The sequence below is a fragment of the Jiangella anatolica genome (assembly GCF_003236295.1).
GTDB classification, from domain to species: Bacteria; Actinomycetota; Actinomycetes; order Jiangellales; family Jiangellaceae; genus Jiangella; species Jiangella anatolica.
The window spans coordinates 14495-38055 of the sequence record NZ_POTW01000056.1 but is presented as its reverse complement, the minus strand read 5'-3'; the positions used below and the strand labels follow the sequence as shown (position 1 = coordinate 38055).

The window sequence follows — 23561 nt, the reverse complement described above, 5'->3', positions numbered from 1 at the left end:
CCCCGGGAGCCGCGCATGCTGGAACAGCTCGGCCTCGGCGACGAGGAGCAGTCGGTCTACCTCGCGCTGCTGGACCACGCCCGGCCGGCGACGGCGGCCGAGCTCGGCCTGCCGGACCTGCCGCCGGACGCCGTCGAGAAGCTGCTCGACGGGCTGGAGCGGCGCGGCCTGGCCGACCGGCTGCCGGGGGAGCCGCCGGCGTATCGGCTGGTCGACCCGGCGCTGGCGTTCGCCGAGTCGCTGGCCGCCCGCGAGCGCGACCTGCAGCGCAGCCGCGTCCTCGTCGACGAGCTCGCCGTGCGGCACCGCCGCCGCCACGACGCCGTCGAGCCGGGTGACCTGGTCGAGATCGTCACCGGCTCCGAGGCGACCGCCCGCCGCCTGGTCGACGTCTACAGCGGCGCCCGCACGCAGGTCAGGGCCATGGAACGGCCGCCGTACGGCGTGGTGAACAGCGAGCCGAACCCGATCGAGGTCGAGTTGCTCAAGGCCGGCGTCCGGCATCGCGTCCTGTACGAGCAGAGCGCCGTCGACCTGCCGGGCCGGGTGGCGGACCTGATCGGCGGCATCGCCGCGGGGGAGGAGGCCCGGGTCACGCCGACGCTGCCGGCGCGGATGCTGCTGGTCGACGACCGCTTCGCGATGATCCCGGCGAGGGCCGGCGCGCTGATCACCGACCAGCTGCTCGTCGTCCATCCCGGCGGGCTGCTGGATGTGCTGGCCGAGGTGTTCGAGGAGACCTGGCTGCGCGCGATGCCGCTGCGATTGGATCCCAGCGAGGTCGATGACGACCGTGTCATCCTGAACCTGCTGGCCGCGGGCCTGACCGAGCAGTCGATCGCCCGGCACGTGGGCGCCAGTCAGCGCACCGTCCAGCGGCGGATCCGGGAGATCAGCGGCCGGCTCGGCGCGCGGACCCGGTTCCAGGCGGGGCTGCAGGCGGCCCGCAACGGAGTGCTGTGATGGACCCATGAGCGATGAGCTGCTGACGTACTGCCTGTCCAAGCCCGGCGCCTGGCGGGACGAGCCGTGGGAGGGCGACGTCGTCGCGAAGGTCGGCGACAAGATCTTCGCGTTCCTCGGCTCCGGCGCGTCGCCCGGCGGCGCGAGCGTCGGCGTCAAGTGCGGCCGCGACCGCGACGAGGCCGACGAGTGGCTGGCGCGGTACCCGGACGACGCCTCGATCATGGCCTACATCGGCCGGTCCGGCTGGAACACGCTGCGCGTCGGCGGTGCGATCCCCGACGAGGAGATCCGGCAGGCCATCGACGACTCGTACGCGATGGTCGTCGCGAAGCTCCCGAAACGGCTCCGGCCGGCGTGAGTCCGGGAAACGTCGGCTGGGACGACGAATTGCGCTCCCGGCGGTGGCTGTGAAATACAATGGGGATCAGCGTGGAGGGGAGTACTCCCGACGCGGTGGCATCGTCATCACGGATGCTCCCTACACCGGGAGCCTCCCGGTGCCTCCGGCCCGGTGATCCCGGGCGGACGAGACCTCCGGTTGCGCACAGCGCCCGCTGTGCGGTCAGCTCACCGGAGAGGACTCTGTCTTCGTGTTGAACCTGCCCGTGTGGTTCGAAGTCGGGACGTTCGTCGTTCTGACCCTGCTGCTCGCCGCGGACCTGCTCATCGTCACCCGCCGCCCGCACGCCCCGTCCATGCGCGAGGCCAGCCTGTGGGTGTCGTTCTACGTCGGGCTCGCCGTGGTGTTCGGCATCGTCCTCGGGTTCGTCGGCCATGGCCAGGCCTCCGGCGAGTTCTTCGCCGGCTGGCTCACCGAATACAGCCTCAGCGTCGACAACCTGTTCATCTTCGTGATCATCCTGGCCCAGTTCCGGGTGCCCAGGAAGTACCAGCAGTCGGTGCTGATGTTCGGCATCCTGACGGCGATCGTCCTGCGCGGCGTGTTCATCCTGCTCGGCGCGGCGCTGATCAACGAGTTCGCCTGGGTGTTCTACATCTTCGGCGCGTTCCTCGTGTACACGGCGATCAGGCTGGCCAACCAGCAGGTCCACCACGAGGACCACGACGACGAGTACGAGAACGCGTTCGTCCGCCGGGCCCAGCGGGTGCTGCCGATGACGCAGGAGTACCACGGCGTCAAGCTGCGCATCCGTGAGAACGGCAAGCGCCTCTACACCCCGATGGTCATCGTCTTCCTCTCCATCGCCTCGGCCGACCTGCTGTTCGCCGTCGACTCGATCCCGGCCATCTTCGGGCTGACGCAGGAGGCGTTCATCGTCTTCACCGCGAACATCTTCGCGCTGATGGGGCTGCGGCAGCTGTACTTCCTCATCGGCGGGCTGCTGGAGAAGCTGGTCTACCTCTCCGCCGGCCTGGCCGTGATCCTCGCGTTCATCGGCGTGAAGCTGGTGCTGCACGCCCTGCACGAGAACAACCTGCCGTTCGTCAACGGCGGCGAGCCGTTCCACAGCGTGCCCGAGGTGCCGATCTGGCTGTCGCTGACGGTCATCGTCGGAACCTTGCTGGTCACCACGGTGCTCAGCCTGCTCAAGTCCCGCAGCGACGACCGCAAGGCGGCGCGGTCCGGCTCGGCGGGCGACGCGGCCGACGAGGTCGAGGCCGGCTCGGACGAGCCCGCCGACCGCCCGTCCTGACGGCGGTAGGGGCGCCCGGCCGGAGTCGGCCGGGCGCCCCCCGAGGTTCGTGGCGCACTCGTCCACGGGACGTCGTGGCTGCACGGCGCGACGGTTGCCCGATGAGTCGTCGCTGCTCGCGCGGAGGCTGTGTCCGGGGGGCCGGATAGTGTCGGGCTGACAGACATTGTCAGTCCGGTCGTGCACAATCAGGCTCTAGAGCGAAGGAGGCTCCTCATGGCAACCAAGCCGAACTCCGCTCCACCGGTCGAGGCAGTCGAGCTGACTCCGGACGAGTATGCGAAGGCAAAGCGCGCCGCGCTCAAGTCGGTCGGTTTGACCTATCGGCAGTTGGAGCGCCAGGCTCGCTCGGGTCAGTTCAGCTCACCGCGCGCCCACAAGGTATGGGTCGCCATCGGTGGCCACGCCCGCTGATACCCACAGACTGCTGGACCTGGCCAGAGAGTTCGCTGCTGAGGTCCAAGACGTACTGAACAAGACGGTCTGCAATGGAGCGGTCGTCGGAGCCGTTGTCTCCTGGGACAGGACCTCCAAGCAGGACATCGTCATTGTGGGGACGTTGCTCGACGGGGTCGTCGCGCAACCGGTTCGGCTCTGCCTCGGCCGCGAGCGGCCGAAGTGCTGGCTCGACGCTCAGTATCGGTGTGACTTCGACGATCGTGGCCGTTTCCTCATGGTGGTCAGCTCCTACTTCGGGATCTACGCCCCGGACGGAGTGAAGACCCTGTGCCACTACGACTATGAACGCAACAAGGCCGGGTATCCCGCAGCCCATCTGCAGGTCGCCGGAACATGCCCAGCGCTCGGTGAGTTGCCAGGCAAACGGAGTGCTGACGAACTGGCGAAGCTTCACTTCCCGGTCGGCGGCAGACGCTATCGACCCACGATCGAGGACATGGTCGAATTCGTCATCAGCGAAGGCTTCGCCAAGGGCCGCGACGGCTGGGGTCGGATCGTCGCGCAGCACCGAGACCGCTTCCATCAAAAGCAGCTCAGCGCGCTTGTGCGGCGTCATCCGGACATCGCGAGAGCCGTGCTCGCTGACATGGAGAACTCTGCATAGGGCCGTCGCGCGCGGCCGGGCGCCCTACCAGCCGCGCGCCCGCCAGGCGGCCAGGTGCGGACGCTCGGCGCCGAGCGTCGTGTCGTCGCCGTGGCCGGGGTAGACCCAGGTCTCGTCCGGCAGCCGGTCGAACAGCTTCGCCTCGACGTCGTCGAGCAGGGAGGTGAAGTCGGCGGCGGAATGGGTCTTGCCGACGCCGCCGGGGAAGAGCGAGTCGCCGGTCCACAGGTGCGGCGGGCCGGTCGGGTCGTCGTACAGGACGGCGAGACCCCCGGGCGTGTGGCCGGCCAGGTGGATCAGCTCCACCGACACGTCGCCGAACGTCAGGCGGTCGCCGTCGCCGGAGACGGCCAGCGCGGTCGGCACCGGGATGGCCGGCGCGTCCGCCTCGTGCGCGACGGTGACGGCGTCAGGCGCGGCCGCCGCCACCGCGGCCAGCGCGCCCCAGTGGTCCGGATGCCGGTGCGTGGTGACGAGGTAGCGCAGCGGCCCGTCGCCGGCCAGCGCCAGCACCCGGTCCGGCGCGGCGCCGGCGTCGATCAGCAGCTCGTCGCCGCTGAACCGGTCCCGCAGCACGTAGACGTTGGTGGCCAGGGGACCGACGACGCCCTTCATGACGACCAGCCGGGCCAGCTCGTGCACCCCCGGCGCGCCGCCGGGCCGCACGCGGCCGCTGTACATCGTCACAGCCAGGACGGCAGCGCCGGCAGCGGGCCGGCCGGCTGTACCCGCAGGTCCCTGCCGGGGGAGCGGCCGGTCAGCCAGCCGAGCAGCGCCGCGGGCGGGCCGCCGACGGTGACCGGGGCCTCCGCGCCCAGGTGCTCCACGCCGCCGCCGTCGACCTCGAGGGTGATGGCGGGGACGTCGTCGCGGCGGCCGAACGCGCGCACGGTCTCGTCCAGCGCGCGGCGCACGAACGCGGACGGCCAGTCCGCCGGCGTGTAGCCGGTGGAGAGGTCGACGTGGTGGACCTCCAGTTCGCGCAGCCGCAGCCAGAGCACCCGCCGGCCGGGCAGCGGGTCGCCGGTGGCGGCCGGGCCGCCGCGGACCTGGCGCTCCCAGCCGTCGTCGGGCATCTCCATGACGGCGCGGACGAAGCGGTCGGCGGTCTCGTGCAGGTCGTCGACGATCTCGGCGCCGGAGCGGCGGGCGCCGGCCTCGATGTCGGCGGCCCGGGCCTCGGCGCTGACGTACATCGGGTTCTCGCGCCCGGTGCGGGCCCAGCTCAGCAGGTTCGACAGCGCGTCGGCGTTGCGGGCCACATGCGTGAGGACGTGGGCGCGGGTCCAGCCGGGACATAGACTGGACGCGGCCAGGTCGGCGTCGTCGAGCGTGGCGGCCGTCGCGATGAGGCGCTCGGTCGCGGCGGTCACCGGACCGGCGGCGGGCGAGTCACCGCCGGAATCGTGGGACATCGGTTCGGCGTTCACGGAGGGCACGGTTCGAACCTAGTCGTCATCGCGCGCCGCGGCGACAGGGTTGGCCCTCCCGGGTCGTTCGTCTGAGCGACCTTGTCGGAGCCTCCCCCTACGATGCAATGAGCCGTACACCTGCCCACCGCACCACCCACCGCACCACCCACTGATACCGGAGTCCACGGGGTCCCATGACCGAACGAACCGCCGCCCGCGCCGGCGACCGCCTGGTGGTCCACGGCGCACGGGAGCACAACCTCAAGGACATCTCCATCGACCTGCCGCGTGACGCGCTCATCGTGTTCACCGGGTTGTCCGGGTCGGGGAAGTCCAGCCTGGCCTTCGACACGATCTTCGCCGAGGGCCAGCGCCGCTACGTCGAATCCCTCTCGGCGTACGCCCGCCAGTTCCTGGGGCAGATGGACAAGCCCGACGTCGACTTCATCGAGGGTTTGTCGCCGGCGGTCTCCATCGACCAGAAGTCGACGTCGCGCAACCCGCGCTCGACCGTCGGCACCATCACCGAGGTCTACGACTACCTGCGCCTGCTCTACGCGCGCGCCGGCCACCCGCACTGTCCGGTCTGCGGCCGCCCGATCGGCCGGCAGACGCCGCAGTCGATCGTCGACCAGGTGCTCGACCTGGAGGAGGGGGCCCGGTTCCAGGTGCTGGCGCCGGTGATCCGCGAGCGCAAGGGCGAGTACGCCGACCTGTTCCGCACCCTGCAGGGGCAGGGCTACTCCCGGGCCCGCGTCGACGGCACCGTCTACCAGCTCACCGACGTGCCGAAGCTGAAGAAGCAGGAGAAGCACACCATCGAGGTGGTGGTCGACCGGCTGGCGGTGAAGGAGTCCGCGAAGCGCCGGCTGACCGACTCGGTCGAGACGGCGCTGCGGCTGTCCGGCGGCCTGGTCACACTCGACTTCGTCGACCTGCCCGAGGACGACGAGCACCGCGAGCGGGTCTACTCCGAGCACCTGTACTGCCCGTACGACGAGCTGTCGTTCGAGGAGCTGGAGCCGCGGTCGTTCTCGTTCAACTCGCCGTTCGGCGCCTGCCCGGAGTGCACGGGCCTGGGCACCCGCATGGAGGTCGACGAGGAACTGATCGTCCCCGACCCGTCGAAGAGCCTCGACGGCGGCGCGCTGGCCCCGTGGGCGCCCGGCACCACGTCGGAGTACTTCGACCGGCTGGTCACGGCGCTGTCCGAGGCCCTCGGGTTCCGCACCGACGTGCCGTTCGAGTCGCTGCCGAAGAAGGCCCGCGAGGCCGTCCTGCACGGCCACCCCGAGCAGGTGCACGTCCGCTACAAGAACCGCTACGGCCGCGAGCGCTCCTACTACACGTCCTACGAGGGCGTGCTGCCGTGGGTGCGGCGCCGCTATGCCGAGGCCGAGTCCGACGCCAGCCGCGAGCGGTTCGAGGGCTTCATGCGCGAGGTGCCGTGCCCGGCCTGCGGCGGCACCCGGCTCAAGCCGGTGGTGCTGGCGGTGACGGTGGGCGGCAAGAGCATCGCCGACGTCGCCGCGCTGCCGATCGGCGAGTGCGCCGAGTTCCTGCGCGAGCTGAAGCTGTCCGAGCGCGAGGAGCAGATCGCCGCCCGGGTGCTCAAGGAGGTCAACGAGCGGCTGCAGTTCCTCGTCGACGTCGGCCTGCATTACCTGAGCCTGGACCGTGCGTCGGCCACGCTGGCCGGCGGCGAGGCGCAGCGCATCCGGCTGGCGACGCAGATCGGGTCCGGCCTGGTCGGCGTGCTGTACGTGCTCGACGAGCCGTCCATCGGGCTGCACCAGCGTGACAACCACCGGCTGATCGAGACGCTGGTCCGGCTGCGCGACCTCGGCAACACGCTGATCGTCGTCGAGCACGACGAGGACACCATCAAGGTCGCCGACTGGGTGGTCGACATCGGGCCGGGCGCCGGCGAGCACGGCGGCCAGGTCGTCGTCAGCGGCACCGTCGACGACCTGCTGGCCGAGGAGGACTCGCTGACCGGGCAGTACCTGTCCGGGAAGAAGCGCATCGACATCCCCGCGGTGCGCCGGCCGCCGGCCAAGGACCGCGCCATCAAGGTCGTCGGGGCGCGGGCGAACAACCTCAAGGACGTCACCGTCAGCTTCCCGCTGGGCTGCTTCGTCGCCGTCACCGGCGTCAGCGGCTCGGGCAAGTCGACGCTGGTCAACGACATCCTGTACACGTCGCTGGCGAAGGAGATCTACAACGCCCGGGCGGTGCCCGGCCGGCACAAGCGCATCGAGGGCATGGGCCTGGTCGACAAGGTCGTGCACGTCGACCAGTCGCCGATCGGCCGCACCCCGCGCAGCAACCCGGCCACGTACACCGGCGTGTTCGACGTCATCCGCAAGCTGTTCGCGGAGACGCAGGAGGCGAAGGTCCGCGGCTACCAACAGGGCCGGTTCTCGTTCAACGTCAAGGGCGGGCGCTGCGAAGCGTGCACCGGCGACGGCACCATCAAGATCGAGATGAACTTCCTGCCCGACGTGTACGTGCCGTGCGAGGTCTGCCACGGCGCCCGCTACAACCGCGAGACGCTCGAGGTGCACTACAAGGGCAAGAGCATCTCCGAGGTGCTGGAGATGCCGATCGAGGAGGCGGCCGACTTCTTCGCGCCGGTCGAGCGGATCGCCCGGCACCTGCGCACGCTCAAGGAGGTCGGCCTGGGCTACGTGCGGCTGGGCCAGCCAGCGCCGACGCTGTCCGGCGGCGAGGCGCAGCGGGTCAAGCTCGCGGCCGAGCTGCAGAAGCGGTCCACCGGCAAGACGATCTACGTGCTCGACGAGCCCACCACCGGGCTGCACTTCGAGGACATCCGCAAGCTCATCGGCGTCCTGCAGGGACTGGTCGACAAGGGCAACACGGTCGTCGTCATCGAGCACAACCTCGATGTCGTCAAGACCGCCGACTGGATCGTCGACATGGGGCCCGAGGGCGGCACCGGCGGCGGCACCGTCGTCGCGACCGGCACGCCCGAGCAGGTGGCGAAGGTGAAGGCGTCGCACACCGGCGCGTTCCTCCAGGAGATCCTCGGGGTCTAGCCGACCTGAATGCGCGGAATCCGTTCGGGCCGCCCGTTCGTACAAGATGATGTGCGGGCACCCCTACGGAGAGGCGATCGATGGCACGGCACCACACGGCAACCACTCCGACCGGCGAGACCGGCGACCATGCGAGCTGCGGGCACTGCATCGGCCGCCGGACCGCGCTGATGGGCATGGGCGCCGTCGGCGTCGCGGGCCTGCTGGCGGCCTGCGGCGGCGGTGACGACGAGCCGAGCACGGGCGGCGCGCCGCCGGCCACCACCGAGCCCGAGGCCTCGGCCAGCGAGCCGCCGCCGAGCAGCGAGCCGCCCGAGGACGAGGCGACGACACCGGCGGGGGAGCCGGGCGGCGAGGCGCTGACGACGACGGCCGACGTGCCGGTCGGCGGCGGCGTCGTGCTGCACAGCGCCGGTGTCGTGGTGACGCAGCCGTCGGCCGGCACGTTCGCCGCCTTCAGCAGCACCTGCACGCACCAGGGCTGCTCGGTGACCTCGGTCGCCGACGGCCTGATCACCTGCGACTGCCACGGCAGCCAGTTCAACGCCGCGGACGGGACCGTGGCGAACGGCCCGGCCGAGCAGCCGCTGCCGCCCGTCGCGATCGTCGTCGAGGGCGACCAGATCCTCGCCGGCTGAAACGGGGGCGAGCCGGCCGCCGCCCAGGTTGCTGAGGGGGCGGCGGCCGGCTCGCGTACGCCGGGGGTCGGCGGGACCGAGGCCGATCCGATGTGTCCGAACTGTGATGGCCCGCACCCGGCTGTCGGCCGGGAGCCGGTGGTCTGACGGGGCCGCACCCGGCCGGTGCGAACGGGGTGAACCGGCGGCCGGGTGCGGCGTCAGGGGAGCAGCGAGGTCAGACCCGCGGCTCCGGGGGCGGCGGCTCCTCGTCGCCGAAGAGGGGCTGTCCCGGCGGCTCGGCCGGTGGGGCCTGCGTGGCGGCCGACCCGGTGGACCCGTACGTTGACGCCGTCGCCGTCTGCCCCATCGGCGAGCCGAAGTTCGACGGCGCCAGCTTGCGCCACCACTCGCGCGCGGTGTTGATCCCGCCGACGCCGAACGCGATCGTGCCGGCGGCCAGGATCGCCAGCGGCAGGTACTGCAGCAGCGTGTTCTCGATCTTCGACGTCACCGACGACGCGAAGTTCAGCGTGTCGAACGCCGCCAGGATCCCGATCACCAGGACGCCGATACGCACCGCGCTGCTGACCCAGGCCATGTTCCGGCTCTCCGCGAACGGCCGGACGACATTCGCGGCCCAATTCGCGATCGCGGCCGCGACGAACAGCACCAGAAGCGCAATGGCGACCAGCGGCAGATAGGCGATGAGCCGGTTCAGCATCGCCGTCAGCTGATCGATCCGCAGCACTTCCGCGGCGATCTGCACGAAGATGATGAAGATGAGGAAATAGGCCACCTGGCCGATGAGCGCGACGCCGCTGGTGCCGGCCTGGCGCAGCGTGTTCTCGAGTCCGGCCGCCTCGGTCAGCCGCCCGGCGCCGATCTTGTTCAGTCCTGCCGTCAGCAGCCGCCGGATCAGCTTGGCGATCCAGTGCCCGACCAGCAGCAGAAGGAGCGCGACCACCAGGCGCGGCACGAATTCGCCGATGTCGGAACCGAGCCGGCTGAACGAGTCGCCGAGTTGGTCGACGAAATTCTCCGTTCGCACAGATGTGGGCATTCCATGCCTCCCGCCATGTCTCGTAGGTGGCCCCGAAGATAGTTCTGCTCGCCGAGCCGATCAGGCGATTCCGATTTGTTCCGGCCTTCGGTGGCGGAATTGTCGGCACATCGCCGCACATTGCCGGTGCGGGCGTTGTCACGCCGACGGCGAACATGGCCGTGCCGATACTGTCGGTGCGAGGTCATAGGCTGTCTGTCGTGGCCGATCCGACGACATACCGACCGGCCCCGGGGTCGATCCCGGTCGAGCCGGGGGTCTACCGCTTCAGCGACGCCCAGGGCCGGGTCGTCTACGTCGGCAAGGCCAAGAGCCTGCGGGCCCGGCTGAACTCGTACTTCCAGGACCTCTCCGCGCTGCACCCACGCACATTCGCCATGGTCACCACCGCGGCGAAGGTCGAGTGGACGGTGGTGCGCACCGAGGTCGAGGCGTTGCAGCTGGAGTACTCCTGGATCAAGGAGTTCGACCCGCGGTTCAACGTCCGCTACCGCGACGACAAGTCCTACCCGTACCTCGCGGTCACGCTGAACGAGGAGTTCCCGCGGGCCATGGTCATGCGCGGGGCGAAGAGGCGCGGCGTGCGCTACTTCGGCCCGTACGCGCACGCCTGGGCCATCCGCGAGTCGCTGGACCAGCTGCTGCGGGTGTTCCCGGTGCGCAGCTGCTCCAAGGGCGTGTTCAACCGGTCCAAGCAGATCGGCCGGCCGTGCCTGCTCGGCTACATCGGCAAGTGCTCCGCGCCGTGCGTCGGCCGGGTCGGCGCCGACGAGCACCGCGACATCGCCGACGACCTCGTCGCCTTCCTCGACGGCAAGACGACGGGGTATGTCCGGCGGCTGGAGAAGGAGATGAAGGCCGCCGCCGCCGACCTCGACTTCGAGCGGGCCGCCCGGCTGCGCGACGACATCGCGGCGCTGGACCGGGCCATGGAGGCCAACGCGGTCGTGCTCGGCGACGGCACCGACGCCGACGTCGTCGCGCTGGCCGACGACGCGCTGGAGGTCGCCGTCCAGGTGTTCTACGTGCGCGGCGGCCGGGTCCGCGGGCAGCGCGGCTGGGTCGCCGACAAGGCCGAGGACGCGCCGGCCGGCGAGCTCGTCGAGCGGTTCCTGCTGCAGCTCTACGGCGACGTGGGCGGCGAGTCGGTGCCCCGCGAGATCCTCGTCCCGGCGCTGCCCGACGACGCCGGCGAGGCGGCCGCCCTGACGGAGCTGCTGGCCGAGCTGCGCGGCGGCCGGGTCGACATCCGGGTGCCGCAGCGCGGCGACAAGCGGGCGCTCCTGCAGACCGTCGCCGCCAATGCCAAGCAGTCGCTGAACCTGCACAAGACGAAGCGGGCCAGCGACCTCACCACCCGCAGCCGGGCGCTGCAGGAGGTCCAGGAGGCGCTGGAGCTGGACGAGCCGCCGCTGCGCATCGAGTGCTACGACATCTCCAACCTGGCCGGCACCGAGGTCGTCGCGTCGATGGTCGTGTTCGAGGACGGGCTGCCGCGCAAGAGCGAGTACCGCAAGTTCACCGTCCGCGGCGACCAGGGCGGCACCGACGACGTCGCCTCCATCCGCGAGGTGCTGACGCGCCGGTTCCGCCGGCTGCGCGAGGCGCCGCAGGCCGACCAGGACGAGGCCGGCGCCGGGCCGGAGCTGCGGCCGGGCATCGACCCCGAGACCGGGCGGCCGCGCAAGTTCGCCTACGCGCCCGGCCTCGTCGTCGTCGACGGCGGCCAGCCGCAGGTCAACGCCGCACGTCAGGCCATGGACGAGGCCGGCGTCAGCGACATCCCGGTGGTCGGGCTGGCCAAGCGGCTGGAGGAGGTCTGGCCGCCCGACTCCGACCACCCGATCATCCTGCCGCGCACCAGCGAGGGGTTGTACCTGTTGCAGCGGGTACGGGACGAAGCGCACCGGTTCGCCATCACGTTCCACCGGCAGCGCCGGTCGACGTCGATGGTCGACAGCCTGCTCGACGGCGTGCCGGGGCTGGGGCCGGCCCGGCGCAAGGCACTCATGAAGGAGTTCGGCTCGCTGAAACGGCTCCGAACTGCGACCATGGAGCAGATCGCGGAGGTCCCCGGCTTCGGTCCTGCGACGGCGCAGGCGGTGGTCGAGGCGCTGGCGCAGCGCCCGGCGGCCCCGGCCGTCAACACGGCAACCGGCGAGATCCTCGATCCGTGACACCCTCACGGGCCGGGCCTGCCAGTCGCACCCCACAACTGAACACCACCGCCGCACCGCACAAGGGGAATGCACCATGACCGACCAGGGCCGACCGGAGGACTCGGAGAAGCTCGAGCTGCTCCTGGTCACCGGCATGTCCGGCGCCGGGAAGACGGCGGCGACGGCAGCCCTCGACGACATCGGCTGGTTCGTCGTCGACAACCTGCCGCCGTCGCTGCTGATGGACCTCGTCACCACCGTCACCCGGCGCACCGACCTGCGCCGCGTCGCCGTCGTCGCCGACGTCCGCGGCGGAGTGTTCTTCGGCGAGCTGCGCGGCGCGCTGGACCGGCTCACCGAGCAGGGCTACCGGCCGACCGTGCTGTTCCTGGAGGCCGGCGACGAGGCGCTGGTGCGCCGGTTCGAGTCCGCGCGGCGGCCGCACCCGCTGCAGGGCGGCGGCCGGATCCTCGAGGCGATCGAGCGGGAGCGGGAGGAGCTGGCGTCGCTGCGGACCGCCGCCGACGTCGTCATCGACACGTCACTGCTCAACGTGCACGAGCTGGCCGGGCGGGTCCGGTCGGCGTTCTCCGCGCCGGAGATCACCGGGCTGCGGGCCATCGTCATCTCGTTCGGGTTCAAGTACGGTCTGCCGGTGGACGCCGACATGGTCGCCGACATGCGGTTCCTGCCGAACCCGCACTGGGTGCCGCACCTGCGGCCGCAGAACGGCACGGACGCCGAGGTCAGCGACTACGTGCTGGCGCAGCCGGGCGCCGAGGACTTCCTCGAGCACTACAACGACCTGGTCGCCATGGTCGCGCCGGGCTACGTGCACGAGGGCAAGCGCTTCGTCACCATCGGCATCGGCTGCACCGGCGGCAAGCACCGCAGCGTCGCGATGAGCGAGGCGCTCGCGCAGCGGCTGCGCAAACAGGGCATCGAGACCCTCGTGGTCCATCGCGATCTCGGACGGGAATGACGGGAACACTCACTGACAGGGTCGACGGCGCCCGGGGCCGGCTCGCCGGTCCGAAGGTCGTCGCGCTCGGCGGCGGGCACGGCCTGGCCGCGTCGCTGTCCGCGCTGCGCCGGATGGCCGGGCGGCTGACCGCCGTCGTCACCGTCGCCGACGACGGCGGCTCCAGCGGCCGGCTGCGCGAGGAGCTGGGGGTGCTGCCGCCCGGCGACCTGCGGATGGCGCTGGCCGCGCTCTGCGGCGACGACGACTGGGGCCGGACGTGGGCGCGGGTGCTGCAGCACCGGTTCCACAGCGGGGGAGAGCTGCACAACCACGCGGCCGGCAACCTGCTCATCGTCGCGCTGTGGGAGCTGCTCGGCGGCCACGTCGAGGGACTGGACTGGGTCGGCCGGCTGCTCGGTGCGCAGGGCCGGGTGCTCCCGATGTCGCTGGTCCCGCTGACGATCGAGGCGCTGGTCGGCACGCCGGCGGCGCGGCCCGGCGAGCCGCGCGAGATCTTCACCGTCAGCGGCCAGCACGCGGTGGCGACGACCGACGGCGACATCGTCGCCGTCTGCCTGGTGCCGGAGAACCCGCCGGCCTGCCCGGAGGCGCTGGACGCGATCGCCGGCGCCGACTGGGTGGTGCTCGGCCCCGGCTCCTGGTTCAGCAGCGTCGTGCCGCACCTGCTCGTCCCGGAGCTGCGCGACGCGCTCGCGACGACGTCCGCGCGGCGGGCCGTCACGCTGAACCTGTCCGAGGAGGGCGGCGAGACCACCGGCTTCACGCCGGAGATGCACCTGGAGGTGCTGGGCGCGTACGCGCCGGACCTGCGGCTGGACCTCGTCATCGCCGACCGGCGGTCCGGCGCCGACGAGAAGCTGCTGCGCCGCATCGCCGGCGAGTTCGGCGCCGAGCTCGTCGTCGCCGACGTCGCGAAGGCCGACGGCACCGCCCGGCACGACCCCGTCCGGCTCGGCCGCGTGTACGCCGAGACGCTCGGCAACGGCGGCATCGGCACGTGGCGCTGAACCGTCCGTTCGGCGGGCGGTGACCGTGACCGGACGGCCGCTCCGGTGTGGCAGGATCACCGCATGGCGATGACAGCATCCGTGAAGGACGAGCTGGCTCGCCTCGAGGTGACAAGGACGTGCTGCCGTAAGGCTGAGGTGTCGTCGCTGCTGCGCTTTGCCGGCGGCCTGCACATCGTCAGTGGGAAGATCGTCATCGAGGCCGAGTTGGATACGGGGGTCGCGGCCCGCAGGCTGCGACGTGACATAGCGGAGGTGTTCGGCCACGACAGCGACCTGGCGATGGTCGCGGCCGGCGGGTTGCGCAAGGGGAGCCGCTACGTCGTGCGCGTGGTGCGCGACGGCGAGCGGCTGGCGCGGCAGACCGGGCTGATCGACGGCAGCGGGCGGCCGGTCCGCGGGCTGCCCCCGCAGGTGGTGAACGGCGCCGACCACGACGCCGAGGCGGCCTGGCGGGGCGCGTTCCTCGCACACGGCTCGCTGACCGAGCCGGGCCGCAGCTCCGCGCTGGAGGTGACCTGCCCGGGCCCGGAGGCGGCGCTCGCGCTGGTCGGCGCCGCGCGACGGCTGGAGATCTCGGCCAAGGCGCGCGACGTGCGGGGCACCGACCGGGTGGTGGTCCGCGACGGCGACGCGATCGGCGCGCTGCTGACCCGGCTCGGCGCGCACGACAGCGTGCTGGCGTGGGAGGAGCGGCGGATGCGCCGCGAGGTCCGGGCCACGGCGAACCGGCTGGCCAACTTCGACGACGCCAACCTGCGCCGGTCCGCGCGGGCGGCCGTCGCGGCCGGTGCGCGGGTCGAGCGGGCACTGGAGATCCTCGGCGAGGACGTGCCCGAGCACCTGCGCACGGCCGGGCTGCTCCGGCTGGAGAACAAGCAGGCCAGCCTCGAGGAGCTGGGCCAGCTGTCCGACCCGCCGATGACGAAGGACGCGGTGGCGGGGCGGATCCGCCGGCTGCTCGCGATGGCCGACCGCAAGGCCGCCGACGAGGGCATCCCGGACACCGAGGCCAGCCTCACCCCGGACATGCTCGCCCCGTGAGCTCCGCCGAGCCGGGCGGGGACGTGTGGGCGATGCAGATCGTCGTCCACCTGCCCCGGCCCGGCTCACCCGACGGCGACCCGCCGAGCCGGCGGGCGCTGCTGGCGGCGGCCGCGACGGCGGTCGCCCGGCTGGTTGACGCGGCGTACGCCGACGACGCGGACCCGGCGTGGGCGGACGCCGTCCGGCGCTACGAGGACGGCTGGATCCGCAAGGTGGTCCGGCGGGCCCGCGGCGTCGGCTGGCGACGGGTCCAGGACCTACCCGGCGTCGGCGTCGAGCACGACGGCGCGAGCGTGCGGGCGCTGCTGCCCGGCCCGATCAGCGACCTGCCCGACGCGGTACGCAAGCTGCAGGTCGGCGGGACCGAGGTGGACGACGCGGCCGCGGAGCCGCCGGCCCGCACCGACCCCGCTGCGCTCGCCGTCGCCCTGAACCCGAGGGTGACCATGACGGCGGGCAAGGCCGCCGCCCAGACCGGGCACGCCGCCCAGCTGGCCTGGCATGCCATGCCGCCGGACCGCCGGCGTGCCTGGGCCGATGCCGGCTGCCCGGTCGCCGTCATGCCGGCCACCGGCGACCAGTGGGCCCGGGCCGGCGTCGTCGTCCGCGACGGCGGCCTGACCGAGGTCGCCCCCGGCACCACGACCGCCGTCGCCTGGTGGTGACCTGTCAGGGCTGCGTGACGGTGGCGCCGTCGACCCCGTCCACGCCGTTGGGCGAGCCGCCCAACCGGCCGACCGCACCCGACGCCGCGCTCTTGATCAGCTGGTCGAGGTCGAGTCCGGTGGCGTTCTTCAGCATCTCCAGCGTCTGCACGACGTTGTCGGTGACCTGCCGCGGCAGCGAGCCGACGCCGTCGGTGGAGACCACCGTCAGCTTGTCGATCGCGCCGATCGGGGCCGACACCTCGCGGGCGATCGCCGGCAGCACCTCCACCAGCATCTGGAGCACCGCCGCCTCGTTGTAGTGCGCGAACGCCTCCGCCCGCTTGTCCATGGCCTGCGCCTCGGCGTGCCCGCGCGCCAGGATCGACGACGCCTCGGCGTCACCCTCGGCGCGGACGGCCTCGGCCTCGGCGACGCGGCGGGCCTTCTCGGCCTCACCACGCTTGGCGCCCTCGATCGCCTCCGCCTCGGCCAGCGCGGCCCGCCGCGCCTTCTCCGACTCACCGACCAGCCGGGCCTCCTCAGCGGCGCCCTGGGCGGCGGCGATGGCCGCGGCCTTGCGCGCCTCGGCCTCGGCGATGTCGGAGTTGCGCTTCGCCTCGGCCTCCTGCTCGACGCGGTACCGCTCGGCGTCGGCGGGCTTGCGCACCTGCGTGTCCAGTTGCCGCTCGGTCAGCGCCGCCTGGCGGACGGCGACCTTCTCCTGCTCGGCGAGGATGGCCTGGTCCTGGTCGGCCTGGGCCAGCGGGCCGGCAGCGGCCGCCTTCGCCGACGCGGCGTCGGTCTCGGCCTTGATCTCGGCCTGGCGCAGCGCCAGCCCGCGCTGGGCGACGGCGATCTCCTCCTCGGCCAGGATGCGGGCCTGCTCGGCGGCCTGCCTCGCGTTGGCCTCGGCGATCGCCGCTTCCTGGCCGATCCGCGCGGCCTCCGGACGGCCCAGGTCGGACAGGTAGCTGCCGTCGTCGGTGATGTCCTGGATCTGGAACGTGTCGAGCACCAGGCCCTGGCCGGTCAGTGAGTTCTCCGACTCGTCGGCCACGCGCTGGGCGAACGCGGCCCGATCGCGGATGATCTGCTCGACGGAGAGGCCGCCGACGATGGAGCGCAGCGCGCCGGCCAGCACCTCCTGCGTGAACGTCTCGACCTCCTCCTGCTGGGTGAGGAAGCGCTGCGCGGCGGCCCGGATCTGGTCCTCGTTGCCGCCGACCTTGACGATCGCGACGCCCTCGACGTTGAGCTTGATGCCCTGGCCGGACACGGCGCCGCGGATCTGCACCGACAGCCGGCGGCTGGAGAGGTCGAGGATGTGCAGCTTCTGCACGAACGGGATGACGAACGTGCCGCCGCCCATGACGACCCGCTGCCCGGACAGGTCGGTGGAGACGATGCCGGTCTCCGGGTTGCGCACGGCCTTGCCGCGGCGTCCGGTGACGATGTACGCCTCGTTCGGCCCGGCCACCTTGTAGCGGCTGGTGATCAGCAGGACGATCAGCACGAGCAGGACGATCAGGCCGATGACGGTGATGGTCGTCTGGTTCATACGTGGAACTCCCCGTGGTTACAGGCGGGCGACGGACACGGCGGTGGGTGACAGCACGCCGACGACGGTGACCGCGGCGCCGGACTCGATCGTCTCGGTCGCGCGGGCGTTGAGCCGGGTGAGATGACCGCCGACGCTGATGTTGACGACGCCGAACCCGGCCTCCGGGATGGACGACACCACGACGCCGTCGTAGCCGACGATGTCGGCGGTGCGCGGCGTCTGGTCGGTGGCGCTGTTCTTGAGCATCCGGGTCAGCCAGGCGGTGAGCGCGGCGAACGCGACGCCCGCGACGGCGCCCAGGCCCAGCGTCGCCGGCGTGCCGACGTCGGCGGACTGCGCGAGCGAGGCGCAGAAGCCGAACGCGGAGACGAACGCGGCCACGGCGGCGCTGGAGAACCAGTCCGTGTCGAGGTGCAGGACCCCGTCCAGGAACTCGCCGGCGAGCAGCGACACCAGCAGGAACGCGAGGCCGGCGATGCCCAGGACGAGATAGATGGTCACTCGGAGCTCCCCCTGCCGGCCGCGCGGACGGCCCGATGGTAGCGGGTGGCGTTCTCGGCGACGAGGTGGGTACTAGCATGCGGATGACGGGCCACTCAACGTTTCCGGCAGCGATGCCCTAATGTTTCGTCTGGGTCACCACGACGGGGTGGACGACCGTTCTTGTACGCCCCTGAACCGTGAGGAGTACCTCCTGATGACCGTTCGTGTAGGCATCAACGGCTTCGGCCGCATCGGGCGCAACTTCGCTCGCGCGGTCTTCGCGCAGGGCGGCGGCGACATCGAGATCGTCGGCGCCAACGACCTCACCGACACCAAGACGCTGGCGCACCTGCTCAAGTACGACTCGATCCTGGGCACCCTCGCCGACGTCAGCTACGAGGGCGACACCATCAGCGCCGGCGGCCAGTCGTTCAAGGTGCTGACCGAGCGCGACCCGGGCCAGCTGCCCTGGAAGGAGCTCGGCGCCGACGTCGTGCTCGAGTCCACCGGCTTCTTCACCGACGCCGCCAAGGCGAAGGCGCACGTCGACGCGGGCGCGCAGAAGGTCGTCATCTCCGCCCCGGCGAAGAACGAGGACGTCACCGTCGTCATGGGCGTCAACGAGGGCGAGTACGACCCGGCCGCGCACACGATCATCTCCAACGCGTCCTGCACCACGAACTGCCTGGCCCCGCTGGCCAAGGTGCTGCACGACACGTTCACCATCGAGCGCGGCCTGATGACGACGGTGCACGCCTACACCGCCGACCAGAACCTGCAGGACGGCCCGCACAAGGACCTGCGCCGGGCCCGCGCGGCCGCGCTGAGCATCGTGCCGACCAGCACGGGCGCGGCGAAGGCCATCGGCCTGGTGCTGCCGGAGCTGAAGGGCAAGCTCGACGGCTTCGCCCTGCGCGTCCCGGTGCCGACCGGCTCGGCCACCGACCTCACCGTCACGCTGTCGCGCGAAGTCACCCTCGACGAGGTCAACGCCGCGTACAAGGCCGCCGCCGAGGGCGCGCTGGCCGGCTACCTGCGCTACACCGAGGACGAGATCGTCTCCGCCGACATCGTCACCGACCCCGCGTCGTGCATCTACGACGCCGGCCTGACCCGCGTCAACGGCGACCAGGTCAAGGTCGTCGGCTGGTACGACAACGAGTGGGGCTACTCCAACCGGCTGGTGGACCTGGTCCGCTACGTCGGCACCTCGCTCTGAGCGCGATGAGGGGAATCGACGAGCTGGGGGACCTGCGCGGTCAGCGGGTCCTCCTCCGCTCGGACCTCAACGTGCCGCTCGACGGCGACACCATCACCGACGACGGCCGCGTCCGCGCGTCGGTGCCGACCATCCAGCAGCTGACCGCGGCCGGCGCCCGCGTCGTCGTGATGGCGCACCTGGGCCGGCCGAAGGGCACCCCGGAGGCGAAGTACTCGCTGGCGCCGGTGGCCAAGCGGCTCGGTGAGCTGCTCGGCGCCGACGTCGCGTTCGCTGCCGACACCGTCGGCGAGAGCGCGCGCAAGACCGTCGCCGCGCTGGCCGACGGCGAGGTCGCGCTGCTGGAGAACCTGCGCTTCGACGCGCGCGAGACCAGCAAGGACGACGCCGAGCGTGGCGCGTTCGCGGCCGAGCTGGCCGAGCTCGGCGACCTGTTCGTGTCCGACGGCTTCGGCGTCGTGCACCGCAAGCAGGCCAGCGTCTACGACCTCGCCCAGGCGCTGCCGCACGCGGCCGGCCTGCTGGTGCGGGCCGAGACCCAGGCCTTCTCCAAGGTCCTCGACGACCCTGAGCGCCCGTACGTCGTCGTGCTGGGCGGCTCGAAGGTGTCGGACAAGCTGGGCGTCATCGACAACCTGCTGGAGAAGGTCGACCGGCTGCTCATCGGCGGCGGCATGGCCTTCACCTTCCTCAAGGCCCAGGGCTACGAGGTGGGCGGCTCGCTGCTCGAGGAGGACCAGCTCGACACCGTCCGCGAGTACCTGACGCGCGCGGCCGACCGCGGCGTGGAGCTGGTGCTGCCGGTCGACGTCGTCGTCGCGGCCGACATCAGCGCCGACGCGGCGACGTCGGTGGTGCCGGCGTCGGCCATCCCGGCCGACCAGAAGGGCCTCGACATCGGCCCGGCCACCATCGAGCTGTTCCGCGGCAAGCTGGCCGACGCGAAGACGGTGGTCTGGAACGGCCCGATGGGCGTGTTCGAGCTGGCGCCGTTCGCCGAGGGCACCCGCCAGGTCGCGATCGCGGTCTCCGAGGTCGACGGCACCAGCGTCGTCGGCGGCGGCGACTCCGCGGCCGCCGTCCGTCAGCTCGGCCTGGACGAGGACGCGTTCACGCATATCTCGACCGGCGGCGGCGTCTCGCTGGAGCTGCTCGAGGGCAAGGAACTGCCCGGCCTCACCGTTCTGGAGTCCTGATGGCGACGAAGTCCCGCCGGCCGCTGATGGCCGGCAACTGGAAGATGAACCTCAACCACCTCGAGGCCATCGCGCTGGTGCAGAAGCTCGCGTTCTCACTCAACGACGACGACCTCGAGCAGGTCGAGGTGGCGGTGCTGCCGCCGTTCACCGACCTGCGCTCGGTGCAGACGCTGATCGACGCCGACCGGTACAACATCGCCTACGGCGGGCAGGACCTCTCCCAGCACGCGTCCGGCGCCTACACCGGCGACATCTCCGGCGCCATGCTGGCGAAGCTGGGCTGCACGTACGTCGTCGTCGGCCACTCCGAGCGGCGCGAGTACCACGGCGAGACCGACGAGCTGGTCGCGGCGAAGATCAAGGCCGCCTACCAGCACGAGCTGACGCCGATCCTGTGCGTCGGCGAGCCGCTGGAGGTCCGGCAGGAGAACCGGCACGTCGAGCACACGCTGGCGCAGCTGGACGGCGCGCTCGAGGGCCTGCCCGCCGAGCAGGCCGCCACGATCGTCGTCGCCTACGAGCCGGTGTGGGCGATCGGCACCGGCGAGGTGGCGACGCCCGACGACGCGCAGGAGCTGGCCGCGGCCATCCGGGAGCGGCTGGCCAAGCTGTACAGCGCCGACGTCGCCGCGGGCATCCGCATCCTCTACGGCGGCTCGGTGAAGGCGGCGAACGTCAAGCCGATCATGGAGCAGCCCGACGTCGACGGCGCGCTGGTCGGCGGCGCGAGCATCAACGCCGACGAGTTCGCGCTGATCGCGCGGTATCACCGCAACCCCTGAGCACCGCCTTCGCGTCCCCGTCGCCCGGCCGATATGACCCGCCGGGGGCGGGGACGCGATCCTTGGCGGGGAACAGGTACCATTCGGCAGGTCAGGCTCGAACGCGTAGTCTTGGACCGTGCGTCCGGCGGCTCTCGCCGGCGCCGATCCGGAAGGACGAAGGCACACCACCGTGGAACTGGCATTCTCGATCCTGCTGGTCATCACCAGCGCGTTGCTGATCCTGCTGGTGCTCATGCACAAGGGCAAGGGTGGCGGCCTGTCCGACATGTTCGGGGGCGGCGTGTCGACCTCGCTGGGTGGCTCCTCGGTGGCCGAGCGCAACCTCGACCGGCTCACCATCGCCCTGGGCCTCGTGTGGGCCGCCGCGATCATCGCGCTCGGTCTGCTGAACGCCAGCTAGAACCCTCAGGAGGACGCACCGTGGTCGGAGGCAACGCGATCCGTGGCAGCCGGGTGGGCGCCGGTCCCATGGGTGAGGCGGAGCGCGGCGATTCCGCACCGCGCCGCAAGGTGACGTACTACTGCGAGCACGGGCACGAGAGCTCGCCCAGCTTCGCCGCCGAGGCCGTCATCCCCGACTCCTGGGACTGCATCCGCTGCGGGCTGCCGGCCAGCCAGGACCGCGAGCACCCGCCGGCCGCGCCGCGCACCGAGCCGTACAAGACGCACCTGGCGTACGTGAAGGAGCGGCGCAGCGATGAGGACGGCGCCGCCATCCTGGAAGAGGCGCTGCAGGCGCTGCGCAAGCGTCGTTCGCTCTAGTTCTGGTCCAGGAACGCCTGGGCCGCTCGGCGCATGTCGGCTCGTAGCTCCGCGGGCTCGAGGATCACCACGTCGCCGGCCAGCCCGAGCAGGAAGATCCGCGTCTCCAGCGCCGACTCGAACGTCATCTCGACCGTGGACCAGCCGTCGTCGTCGCACGTCTCGCTGTCGATGACGGCGTTGCGGGCCCAGCGCAGCCGGGTCCCGGCGTAGCCACGGACCCGCAGCGTGACGGGGTAGCGGCGCAGGCCGGCGAAGTACCGCTCGCTGTTGTGCTGCCAGTACTCGGCGAGGTCGAAGCCGGCCGGTCGCTCGAACCGCTCGCCGCTGGTCTCGGCGTGCGTGATCCGGCCGACCCGGTAGGTGCGGTAGTCGTCCTGCTTGCGGGCGACGAGGTACCAGGACCGCTTCTTCGCGACCAGCCCCAGTGGCTCGACGGTGACCGCCTCGGGCGCGCTGCCGTAGGTGAGGCGGACGCGGACGTCGTCCCACACGGCCTGCCGCAGCACCGTCAGCCAGGGTGACTGCTCGCGCTTCTCCAGCCAGTCGGCGTGGTCGACGAGGACCCGCTCCCGGGCGAGGTCGGCCTGCCGCCGGGCGTGCGCCGGGACCGTCGCCAGCAGCTTCGTCTCGGCCGTGTCCGCCGCCGCGTCCAGCCCGAGGTCGGCCAGCACGTGCGCCGTCGAGGCGACGAACAGCGCGGCGGTCTCGGCGGGGGAGAGGCCGGTCAGCCGGGTCCGGTAGTCGCTGGCCAGCGACCAGCCGCCGCCGCTGCCGCGGTCGGCGTAGACGGGGAAGCCGGCGCCGCTCAGCGCGTCGAGGTCGCGCTGCACCGTCCGGGCCGACACCTCCAGCCGCCGGGCCAGCTCGCCGGCCGTCAGCCGGCCGTGCGTCTGCAGCAGCAGGACGATCCGGACCAGGCGTTCGGCGCGCATCTCCCCAATATGACAGACGGTGTCCTATTCAGGTCCTACCGTGGCCGGCATGACATGGCGTGCGCTGCTCCTCGACCAGCTCGAGTTCTACTGGACCGCCCATTTCCGGCCGCGGCTGGCCGGTCTCACCGACGACGAGTACTGGTGGGAGCCGGCCGACGGGGCCTGGAGCCTGCGTCCCACCGGGCCCGGCGGCGCGCTGGAGCCGGAGTTCGTCCGGCCCGAGCCGCCGGTCCCGCCGGTGACGACGATCGCCTGGCGAGCGATGCACGTCGGCCGGGACGTGCTCGGCAAGCGGGCCCGCGCGTTCTTCGACCCGGCCGCCGCCGACGCCGTCATGTTCGACGCGCGGCACTGGCCGTCGCCGCTGCCGGACACCGCGGCCGGCGCGGTGGCGCTGCTGGACGAGGCGTACGCGCTGTGGCGCGACGGGGTCGCCGCGTTGGACGACGACGCGCTGCTGCGCCCGCTCGGGCCGCGCGGCGGGCCGTACGCCGAGGACTCGATGGCGGCGCTGGTCCAGCACGTCAACCGGGAGGTGATGGCGCACGGCGCGGAGATCTGCCTGCTGCGCGACCTCTACCGGGCCCGGGCCGACGCCCGCGACCCGCTGGTGGCGGCGGTGCGCCGGGGCGACGCGGCCGCGGTCACGGCCGTCGGCGTGGGCGGCGGCGTGTCTGCGTCGCTCGTCGCCGAGGCGGCCGGGCTGCACCGGTGGGACGTGGTCCGGGCACTGGTCGAGGCCGGCGCGCCGGTGGACGGCGCGCTGCACTACGCCGCCGGCGCGGGCGAGCTGGACGTGGTGAAGCTGCTGGTCGAGCACGGCGCCGACATCACCGCGATCGACGACCGCTTCCAGCTCGACCCGGCCGGCTGGGCCGACTTCTTCCAGCACCCCGATGTCGCGGCCTACCTCCGGAGCTGAGCTCCCTCTAGG

General features: G+C 72.0%; 24 protein-coding genes. 18 read left to right on the top strand and 6 right to left on the bottom strand.

Translation table 11 applies throughout. The annotated features are described in order from the left end of the window. Positions 1 to 15: 15 nt before the first annotated feature. The 5 genes from C1I92_RS20840 (at position 16) to C1I92_RS20820 (ending at position 3684) form a co-directional block, all read left to right on the top strand. Positions 16 to 963 (top strand): helix-turn-helix domain-containing protein, encoded by a 948-nt coding sequence (locus C1I92_RS20840; RefSeq protein ID WP_158564219.1) that lies wholly within the window; start codon positions 16 to 18, stop codon positions 961 to 963. Between the two features lie 7 nt (positions 964 to 970). After that, positions 971 to 1324 (top strand): MmcQ/YjbR family DNA-binding protein, encoded by a 354-nt coding sequence (locus tag C1I92_RS20835; RefSeq protein ID WP_111256566.1) that lies wholly within the window; start codon positions 971 to 973, stop codon positions 1322 to 1324. A gap of 235 nt (positions 1325 to 1559) precedes the next feature. After that, positions 1560 to 2621 (top strand): TerC family protein, encoded by a 1062-nt coding sequence (locus tag C1I92_RS20830; protein ID WP_111256578.1) that lies wholly within the window; start codon positions 1560 to 1562, stop codon positions 2619 to 2621. Positions 2622 to 2837: 216 nt separating this feature from the next. Then, positions 2838 to 3035, top strand: a complete 198-nt coding sequence (locus C1I92_RS20825) for a hypothetical protein (RefSeq protein ID WP_111256565.1) — start codon at positions 2838 to 2840, stop codon at positions 3033 to 3035. Beyond that, positions 3019 to 3684 (top strand): hypothetical protein, encoded by a 666-nt coding sequence (locus tag C1I92_RS20820; RefSeq protein WP_111256564.1) that lies wholly within the window; start codon positions 3019 to 3021, stop codon positions 3682 to 3684. The genes C1I92_RS20825 and C1I92_RS20820 overlap by 17 nt, the downstream gene beginning before the upstream one ends. Before the next feature lie 24 nt (positions 3685 to 3708). Here the strand turns inward: C1I92_RS20820 and C1I92_RS20815 are convergent, their stop codons facing one another. Together C1I92_RS20815 and C1I92_RS20810 are read right to left on the bottom strand one after the other, a co-directional pair. Further along, positions 3709 to 4365 (bottom strand): MBL fold metallo-hydrolase, encoded by a 657-nt coding sequence (locus C1I92_RS20815; protein ID WP_111256563.1) that lies wholly within the window; start codon positions 4363 to 4365, stop codon positions 3709 to 3711. A gap of 2 nt (positions 4366 to 4367) precedes the next feature. Then, entirely contained in the window at positions 4368 to 5099 is a 732-nt protein-coding gene (locus C1I92_RS20810) for a maleylpyruvate isomerase family mycothiol-dependent enzyme (protein ID WP_111256577.1), read from the bottom strand. A gap of 191 nt (positions 5100 to 5290) precedes the next feature. Here C1I92_RS20810 and uvrA point away from each other — a divergent pair, with 191 nt between their 5' ends. Continuing rightward, on the top strand, positions 5291 to 8155 hold the full coding sequence (gene uvrA / locus C1I92_RS20805) for an excinuclease ABC subunit UvrA (protein ID WP_111256562.1): 2865 nt from the start codon (positions 5291 to 5293) through the stop codon (positions 8153 to 8155). A gap of 80 nt (positions 8156 to 8235) precedes the next feature. After that, positions 8236 to 8793 carry a Rieske (2Fe-2S) protein gene (locus C1I92_RS20800; protein ID WP_199521431.1) on the top strand — a complete coding sequence of 186 codons (558 nt, stop codon included), beginning with the start codon at positions 8236 to 8238 and terminating at the stop codon, positions 8791 to 8793. A 217-nt stretch (positions 8794 to 9010) separates the two neighbouring features. On the opposite strand, the gene C1I92_RS20795 is transcribed toward C1I92_RS20800, so the two are convergent. Next, positions 9011 to 9823 carry a mechanosensitive ion channel family protein gene (locus C1I92_RS20795; protein WP_158564218.1) on the bottom strand — a complete coding sequence of 271 codons (813 nt, stop codon included), beginning with the start codon at positions 9821 to 9823 and terminating at the stop codon, positions 9011 to 9013. A 212-nt stretch (positions 9824 to 10035) separates the two neighbouring features. Between C1I92_RS20795 and uvrC the strand changes: the two genes are divergently transcribed. The 5 genes from uvrC to C1I92_RS20770 all read left to right on the top strand — a co-directional run bounded on the left by uvrC (position 10036) and on the right by C1I92_RS20770 (position 15698). Further along, the gene (gene uvrC / locus C1I92_RS20790) at positions 10036 to 12012 is read left to right on the top strand and encodes an excinuclease ABC subunit UvrC (protein ID WP_111256560.1); all 1977 of its coding nucleotides are present in this window, start codon (positions 10036 to 10038) and stop codon (positions 12010 to 12012) included. A 76-nt stretch (positions 12013 to 12088) separates the two neighbouring features. Beyond that, on the top strand, positions 12089 to 12976 hold the full coding sequence (gene rapZ / locus C1I92_RS20785) for an RNase adapter RapZ (RefSeq protein ID WP_111256559.1): 888 nt from the start codon (positions 12089 to 12091) through the stop codon (positions 12974 to 12976). After that, positions 12973 to 13986: a gluconeogenesis factor YvcK family protein gene (locus C1I92_RS20780; protein ID WP_111256558.1), complete on the top strand. Its 1014-nt coding sequence runs from the start codon at positions 12973 to 12975 to the stop codon at positions 13984 to 13986. Before rapZ ends, C1I92_RS20780 begins: the two co-directional genes overlap by 4 nt. Before the next feature lie 63 nt (positions 13987 to 14049). Beyond that, the gene (whiA, locus tag C1I92_RS20775) at positions 14050 to 15030 is read left to right on the top strand and encodes a DNA-binding protein WhiA (protein ID WP_111256557.1); all 981 of its coding nucleotides are present in this window, start codon (positions 14050 to 14052) and stop codon (positions 15028 to 15030) included. Continuing rightward, positions 15027 to 15698: an aminoacyl-tRNA hydrolase gene (locus tag C1I92_RS20770; protein WP_199521430.1), complete on the top strand. Its 672-nt coding sequence runs from the start codon at positions 15027 to 15029 to the stop codon at positions 15696 to 15698. The genes whiA and C1I92_RS20770 overlap by 4 nt, the downstream gene beginning before the upstream one ends. A gap of 4 nt (positions 15699 to 15702) precedes the next feature. On the opposite strand, the gene C1I92_RS20765 is transcribed toward C1I92_RS20770, so the two are convergent. Both C1I92_RS20765 and C1I92_RS20760 read right to left on the bottom strand, forming a co-directional pair. Then, positions 15703 to 17238 carry a flotillin family protein gene (locus C1I92_RS20765; RefSeq protein WP_111256556.1) on the bottom strand — a complete coding sequence of 512 codons (1536 nt, stop codon included), beginning with the start codon at positions 17236 to 17238 and terminating at the stop codon, positions 15703 to 15705. An 18-nt stretch (positions 17239 to 17256) separates the two neighbouring features. Further along, entirely contained in the window at positions 17257 to 17742 is a 486-nt protein-coding gene (locus C1I92_RS20760) for an NfeD C-terminal domain-containing protein (protein WP_111256555.1), read from the bottom strand. 196 nt (positions 17743 to 17938) lie between these two features. Between C1I92_RS20760 and gap the strand changes: the two genes are divergently transcribed. The 5 genes from gap to C1I92_RS20735 all read left to right on the top strand — a co-directional run bounded on the left by gap (position 17939) and on the right by C1I92_RS20735 (position 21689). Next, positions 17939 to 18943: a type I glyceraldehyde-3-phosphate dehydrogenase gene (gap, locus tag C1I92_RS20755; RefSeq protein WP_111256554.1), complete on the top strand. Its 1005-nt coding sequence runs from the start codon at positions 17939 to 17941 to the stop codon at positions 18941 to 18943. 5 nt (positions 18944 to 18948) lie between these two features. Beyond that, on the top strand, positions 18949 to 20139 hold the full coding sequence (locus C1I92_RS20750) for a phosphoglycerate kinase (protein WP_111256553.1): 1191 nt from the start codon (positions 18949 to 18951) through the stop codon (positions 20137 to 20139). After that, complete coding sequence (gene tpiA, locus C1I92_RS20745; RefSeq protein WP_111256552.1) at positions 20139 to 20924, top strand: triose-phosphate isomerase; 786 nt, start codon at positions 20139 to 20141, stop codon at positions 20922 to 20924. Before C1I92_RS20750 ends, tpiA begins: the two co-directional genes overlap by 1 nt. 172 nt (positions 20925 to 21096) lie before the next feature. Next, positions 21097 to 21327: a preprotein translocase subunit SecG gene (gene secG, locus C1I92_RS20740; protein ID WP_111256551.1), complete on the top strand. Its 231-nt coding sequence runs from the start codon at positions 21097 to 21099 to the stop codon at positions 21325 to 21327. Between the two features lie 20 nt (positions 21328 to 21347). Continuing rightward, positions 21348 to 21689: an RNA polymerase-binding protein RbpA gene (locus tag C1I92_RS20735; protein ID WP_111256550.1), complete on the top strand. Its 342-nt coding sequence runs from the start codon at positions 21348 to 21350 to the stop codon at positions 21687 to 21689. On the opposite strand, the gene C1I92_RS20730 is transcribed toward C1I92_RS20735, so the two are convergent. After that, positions 21686 to 22624 (bottom strand): helix-turn-helix transcriptional regulator, encoded by a 939-nt coding sequence (locus C1I92_RS20730; protein WP_111256549.1) that lies wholly within the window; start codon positions 22622 to 22624, stop codon positions 21686 to 21688. The genes C1I92_RS20735 and C1I92_RS20730 overlap by 4 nt on opposite strands. 49 nt (positions 22625 to 22673) lie before the next feature. Here C1I92_RS20730 and C1I92_RS20725 point away from each other — a divergent pair, with 49 nt between their 5' ends. Then, a complete protein-coding gene (locus tag C1I92_RS20725; RefSeq protein ID WP_146605220.1) occupies positions 22674 to 23549 on the top strand; it encodes a DinB family protein in 876 nt (291 codons plus the stop codon). Positions 23550 to 23561 lie beyond the last annotated feature (12 nt).